At 72.0% G+C, this 5587-nt stretch carries 6 protein-coding genes; 2 read left to right on the forward strand and 4 right to left on the reverse strand.

What is annotated here, in order from left to right; all coding sequences use genetic code 11:
• A partial coding sequence (thyA, locus tag VIB11_RS05915) for a thymidylate synthase (protein ID WP_332029299.1) occupies positions 1 to 408 on the reverse strand: 408 nt, incomplete at its 3' end.
• A 144-nt stretch (positions 409 to 552) separates the two neighbouring features.
• Between thyA and dapA the strand changes: the two genes are divergently transcribed.
• Both dapA and VIB11_RS05925 read left to right on the forward strand, forming a co-directional pair.
• The gene (dapA, locus tag VIB11_RS05920; protein WP_332029301.1) at positions 553 to 1443 is read left to right on the forward strand and encodes a 4-hydroxy-tetrahydrodipicolinate synthase; all 891 of its coding nucleotides are present in this window, start codon (positions 553 to 555) and stop codon (positions 1441 to 1443) included.
• Complete coding sequence (locus tag VIB11_RS05925) at positions 1440 to 3125, forward strand: ribonuclease J (protein ID WP_332029303.1); 1686 nt, start codon at positions 1440 to 1442, stop codon at positions 3123 to 3125. The genes dapA and VIB11_RS05925 overlap by 4 nt, the downstream gene beginning before the upstream one ends.
• Positions 3126 to 3141: 16 nt before the next feature.
• Here the strand turns inward: VIB11_RS05925 and VIB11_RS05930 are convergent, their stop codons facing one another.
• The 3 genes from VIB11_RS05930 to VIB11_RS05940 all read right to left on the reverse strand — a co-directional run bounded on the left by VIB11_RS05930 (position 3142) and on the right by VIB11_RS05940 (position 5224).
• Entirely contained in the window at positions 3142 to 3552 is a 411-nt protein-coding gene (locus tag VIB11_RS05930) for a hypothetical protein (protein ID WP_332029305.1), read from the reverse strand.
• Positions 3549 to 4193 carry a hypothetical protein gene (locus tag VIB11_RS05935; protein WP_332029307.1) on the reverse strand — a complete coding sequence of 215 codons (645 nt, stop codon included), beginning with the start codon at positions 4191 to 4193 and terminating at the stop codon, positions 3549 to 3551. Before VIB11_RS05935 ends, VIB11_RS05930 begins: the two co-directional genes overlap by 4 nt.
• A gap of 74 nt (positions 4194 to 4267) precedes the next feature.
• A complete protein-coding gene (locus VIB11_RS05940; protein WP_332029308.1) occupies positions 4268 to 5224 on the reverse strand; it encodes a helix-turn-helix domain-containing protein in 957 nt (318 codons plus the stop codon).
• Between the last annotated feature and the right edge of the window lie 363 nt (positions 5225 to 5587).

Genomic DNA, 5587 nt, shown 5'->3' on the forward strand with positions numbered 1-5587 from the left:
GGCGACGTTCCAGGCGCTGACGATGTGCCGGCGGGAGTCGGGGTTCGTGCGGATCGACTCGATGACCTTGGCGATCTGGTCGACGTGGCGGCCGTCCGGGGTCGGCCAGGAACGCCACTGGTAGCCGTAGACGGGCCCGAGGTCGCCGTCCTCGTCGGCCCACTCGTCCCAGATGGTGATGCCGCGCTCCTGGAGCCATGTCACGTTGGTGTCGCCCCGCAGGAACCACAGCAGCTCGCCGATGATCGAGCGCAGGTGCAGCCTCTTCGTCGTCAGGACGGGGAAGCCCTCGGCGAGGTCGAAGCGCATCTGGTACCCGAAGACGCTGCGGGTGCCCGTGCCGGTCCGGTCGGACTTGTCGACGCCGTGGGTCAGGACGTGGTCCAGGAGATCGAGGTAGGCCCGCACGGCTGCACGGTAACACCGGGCACCGACCAGGCCCCGGCGGCATACCGAGGGCGGGGACCCGCCACCCGCCCACCGCGCCAGGCGGGGACGCCGCCCACCCGCGCCGTGCACGGCAGTGCCGTCCGGGGGCGATAGCCTGCGGGCATGACTCCTGCGTCCCCCTTCGGCCGGGTGGTCACCGCGATGGTGAGCCCGATGCGACCCGACGGCAGCCTCGACCTCGACGCCGCCCAGCGGGTGGCGCGGCACCTCGTCGACCACGGCCACGACGGGATCGTCGTCAACGGCACCACCGGTGAGTCCGCGACGACCACCGACGAGGAGAAGGGCGACCTGGTCCGGGCGGTCGTGGAGGCGGTCGGTGACCGCGCGCGCGTCACGGCCGGGGCAGGCACCAACGACACCGCCCACTCGGTCGAGCTCGCCCGCGCGGCGGCGGCGGCGGGGGCCCACGCCCTGCTCGTCGTGGCGCCGTACTACACCAAGCCACCGCAGGAGGGCGTGCGCGCCCACTGCAGCGCGATCGCCGACGCCACCGAGCTGCCGGTGATGCTCTACGACATCCCCGGCCGCTCCGGCATCCCGATCACGACCGAGTCGCTCATCGAGCTGGCCCGCCACCCGCGCATCGCCGCGGTCAAGGACGCCAAGGGCGACCTGTGGGCGGCGACGAAGGTGATGGCGGAGACCGGCCTGCTGTGGTTCTCGGGCGACGACGTCCTCTCGCTCGCCCACCTCGCGCAGGGCGCGGTCGGCGTCGTCAGCGTCGTGGGCCACGTCGCGGGGAACCAGTACGCGGAGATGATCGCCTCCGTCGACAAGGGCGACCTGCCGCGGGCGCAGGAGCTGCACCGCCAGCTCGTGCCCGCCGTCGACGCGATCATGAACATCACGCAGGGCGCCATCATGTCCAAGGCGGCACTGAAGGAGATCGGCGTCCTCGACTCCGCCGCCGTGCGCCTGCCCCTCGTCGAAGCCACCCCCGACCAGACTGCCGCTGTCCGACGCGGCCTGACCGCCTCAGGACTGATGTGAGCCATCCCCACCCCGAGCTGCCCACCCCGCCTCCCCTCGCCGACAACGGCGTTCGCATCGTCGCCCTCGGTGGGCTCGGCGAGGTGGGCCGCAACATGGCAGTGCTCGAGCACGCCGGCCAGCTGCTCGTCATCGACTGCGGGGTGCTCTTCCCGGAGGACCACCACCCCGGCGTCGACCTGATCCTGCCCGACTTCGAGTACATCGCCGACCGTCTCGATGACATCCAGGCGATCGTGCTCACCCACGGGCACGAGGACCACATCGGTGCGGTCCCGTACCTCCTCCGGCTGAAGCCCGACATCCCCCTGGTGGGCTCGATGCTCACGCTCGCGCTGGTCGAGGCGAAGCTCAAGGAGCACCGGATCACGCCCTACACCCTCGGCGTCAAGGAGGGGATGCGCGAGCAGTTCGGCGTCTTCGACTGCGAGTTCGTCGCCGTCAACCACTCCATCCCCGACGCGCTCGCGGTCTTCGTGCGCACCCCGGGCGGGTCGATCCTGCACACCGGCGACTTCAAGATGGACCAGCTGCCCCTCGACGGCCGGCTGACCGACCTGCGGGCCTTCGCCCGGCTCGGTGAGGAGGGCGTCGACCTCTTCATGACCGACTCCACCAATGCCGAGGTGCCGGGTTTCACCACCCCGGAGAAGGACATCGCCCCGGCGATCGACAAGGTCTTCCGCCACGCCCAGCGGCGCATCATCGTGGCCTGCTTCTCCTCCCACGTGCACCGCGTCCAGCAGGTGCTCGACGCCGCGGAGAAGGCCGGGCGCAAGGTGGCCATGGTCGGGCGCTCGATGGTGCGCAACATGGGCATCGCCTCCGACCTCGGCTACCTCCACGTGCCCGACGGCGTGCTCGTCGACGTCAAGCGGCTCGCTGACTTCCCCGACAACGAGGTCGTGCTCATCTGCACCGGCTCCCAAGGCGAGCCGATGGCGGCGCTCTCACGGATGGCCAACCGGGACCACCGCATCGACGTGGGGGAGGGCGACACCGTGCTGATGGCGTCGTCGCTGATCCCCGGCAACGAGAACGCCGTCTACCGCGTCATCAACGGCCTGATGCGCCTCGGCGCCGACGTCGTCCACAAGGGCAACGCACGGGTGCACGTCTCCGGCCACGCCAGCGCCGGCGAGCTCCTGTACTGCTACAACATCGTCAGGCCCCGCAACGTCATGCCGGTCCACGGCGAGTGGCGGCACCTCGTCGCCAACGCCGAGCTCGCGGTGGAGACGGGCGTCGACCGCGAGAACGTCGTGCTCGCCGAGGACGGCGTCGTCGTCGACCTCGTCGACGGGCGCGCCCGCATCGTGGGGGCGGTGCCGTGCGGGTACACCTACGTCGACGGGTCCTCGGTCGGGGAGTTCGACGAGGCGCTGCTGAAGGACCGCCGCATCCTGCGTGACGAGGGCTTCATCTCCGTCATCGTCGTCATGGACGCCGCGACCGGGAAGATCGCCGCCGGGCCGGAGATCCACGCCCGGGGGTTCGCCGAGGACGACGAGATCTTCGCCCAGGTTCGACCCAGGATCGAGCAGGCGCTCGCTGAGGCCACGGGCAAGGGTGTCACCGACACCCAGCAGCTCGAGAAGGTCCTGCGGCGCGCGCTGGGCAGCTGGGTCGGCGGGAAGATCCGGCGCCGGCCGATGATCATCCCGGTCGTCATCGAGGCCTGAGCGCCGCGCCGACCCGTCAGGGCAGCAGCAGGGACGAGCGGATCGCGAGCGCGGCGCCGGCGCAGCCGGCGGCGAAGAGGGTGCTCACGAAGGTGCCGATGATGAAGCGCTCGGCCGCCGCGGACGCTGCCCCCGCCTGGAGCTCGGGGTAGCGGGCCAGGCTCTTCACCGCCAGCACGATGGCGATGCCCTCGGGCCACCCGGCGACGATCGCGGCGAACACCGCGACCCGCTCCAGCACGCCGATCCAGGCGCCGCCGCGCAGGATCTCGCTGGCGGCCTGGACCGACTCGGAGTCGTCGCCGCGCCCTGCGTCCTCGCGCTGGTCGACCTGGCGGAAGACCGCGGTCGTCAGCACACCGCCCAGGCCCACGGCGAGGGCGCCGAAGAGGACGACCACGACCACCGACGCGAGGGTGGAGGTCATGCCCCTGCTCCCGCCGGCCGGTCGCCGGTCTGGAGGGCCACGGCCAGCAGGGACTCGGCGAGCTCGGCGCCGCGCTGTGCCTCCTGGGCGCAGGCGCGGGCCAGGCGCTGGCTGACCGCGGACGGCGAGATCCGCAGCCGGGCGGCCATGTCGCGGCCGGACAGGCCCGTCTCAGCCATCTCGGCGATCTCCCATCCCTCGGCGGTGCGCCGGCGCAGCACTGCGGTCAGCAGCCAGAGTGCGGACTCTGCCTGGCGCGTCGGCTCGTCCTGACCGTAGCCGTCGGCCCCGACGGCCGCGTGCAGGACGCGCAGGTCCGTGGGCGCGGAGTGGGAGGCGGTGACGGCGTCGCGTGCCGCGACGAAGGCGGGGCCGGTGGCGGCCCGGGTGCTCTCCGGGAGGGGATCCGCGACCTCGCCGAGGCCGATGCCGATGCGCCACCCTCCGAGCCGGACCAGCCGGGTCACGGCCCACACCGCCGCGGCGGGTGACTCGAGCAGTCCCTGGATCTCGTCGCCCACCGTGCGCTCGAACGGGAGCCGGATGCCGGGGGGCGGGTCCGTGGCGAGCACACGGAGCGCCTCGGGCACGCGGTCGCCGTGCCGGGTGCTGCGCTTCTGGTCGGCGGTGACGACGATCATCGATGAAGCGTAGAGGATGAACTGTAAGAAGTGAAGGTTTGTGGCTTAATCGAAGGAGATGAAGCTCTGGAGCTTCATGAGGCGAAGCGGAAGGTGCGGCGGTAGCTCTGCGGGGTCGTGCCGACCAGCCGGGTGAAGTGGTGCCGCAGGATCGCGGCGGTGCCGAGGCCTGTGCGGCTGGCGACCTGCTCGATCGAGGCGTCGGTGTCCTCGAGGAGGCGCCGCGCGAGCAGCACCCGCTGCGCGGTCACCCAGGTGTGCGGGGTGGCCCCGGTCTCCGCGCGGAACCGGCGTGCGAAGGTCCGCTCCGACATCACGGCCCGGCGGGCCAGGGCCTGCACGGAGAGGTCCTCGGTGAGGTTCTCGACGGCCCACTCCAGGAGCGGCTGGAGCGAGTCCGCCTCGACCTCCGGGACGGGTGACTCGACGTACTGCCGCTGACCGCCGTCGCGCTGGGGTGGCACGACCATGCGCCGGGCGATCATCGACGCGACCCGTGTGCCCAGCTCCTTGCGGACCAGGTGGAGGCAGGCGTCGATGCCGGCGGCGGTGCCGGCCGAGGTGATGATGTTCCCGTCCTCGACGTAGAGGACGTCGAGCTCGACCTTGACGCCGGGGAACTCGCGCGCGAGCTCCTCGGCGTTCATCCAGTGCGCGGTCGCGCGCCGGCCGTCCAGCAGCCCGGCCTTGGCGAGCGTGAAGGCGCCGCTGCACAGCGACATGATCCAGGCGCCGCGCTCGTCGGCCGCGCGCAGCTCGCGCACCAGCGCGTCCGGGATGGGGCCCTCCCGCGGCTTCGTGGCGGGCACGACGATGAGGTCGGCCTCGGCCAGGCGGTCGAAGCCGTGGGCGGTCGCGACCGAGAAGCCCATCGCGGTGGGCACCGGCTCGCCGGGCCGCTCGCTGCACACCGCGAAGTCGAAGTTGGGGACGCCCTGGTCGGAGCGGTCCATGCCGAACACCTCGCAGGCGACGGCGAACTCGAAGGGGGAGACGGTGTTGATGACCGGCACGGCCACGTTGCGCAGCATGCGGCCAGCGTCGCACGGATGTGGCAGGAAATCCACTACCACTGTCATATCTGCCACTCGTGGCGGGATATCTCAGGAGAGCATGATTTCTGCCATGAGCATCGCCATCGCCCTCACCCTGTTGGTCGCCCTCGCCGTCCTCGCCCCGTTCCTCGGGGTGGACAGCCGGTTCGACCACGAGAACCCGCGCCACGTCTGAGCCGCCGTCCGGCCCAGCGCCGGCAGGCGGTCACCACGGCCGCGGGACCTCCGCGAGGTCCCGCGTGTCCCGCACCGGGCCCCAGCCCTCGGGCCCGCACACGTACTCCCCGGACGGGCCGTCGTCCGCCAGCCGGTGGAGCGCGCCGAGCAGCCGCTCGACGT

This window comes from Pedococcus sp. (assembly GCF_036554925.1).
GTDB lineage: Bacteria > Actinomycetota > Actinomycetes > Actinomycetales > Dermatophilaceae > Pedococcus_A.

What these genes read in the sequence shown, in the direction of transcription:
- VIB11_RS05935 (WP_332029307.1), bottom strand. Translation starts at nt 4,193, where the DNA reads ATGATCGTCGTCACCGCCGACCAGAAGCGCAGCACCCGGCACGGCGAC.
- dapA (WP_332029301.1), top strand. Translation starts at nt 553, where the DNA reads ATGACTCCTGCGTCCCCCTTCGGCCGGGTGGTCACCGCGATGGTGAGC.
- VIB11_RS05930 (WP_332029305.1), bottom strand. Translation starts at nt 3,552, where the DNA reads ATGACCTCCACCCTCGCGTCGGTGGTCGTGGTCGTCCTCTTCGGCGCC.
- VIB11_RS05940 (WP_332029308.1), bottom strand. Translation starts at nt 5,224, where the DNA reads ATGCTGCGCAACGTGGCCGTGCCGGTCATCAACACCGTCTCCCCCTTC.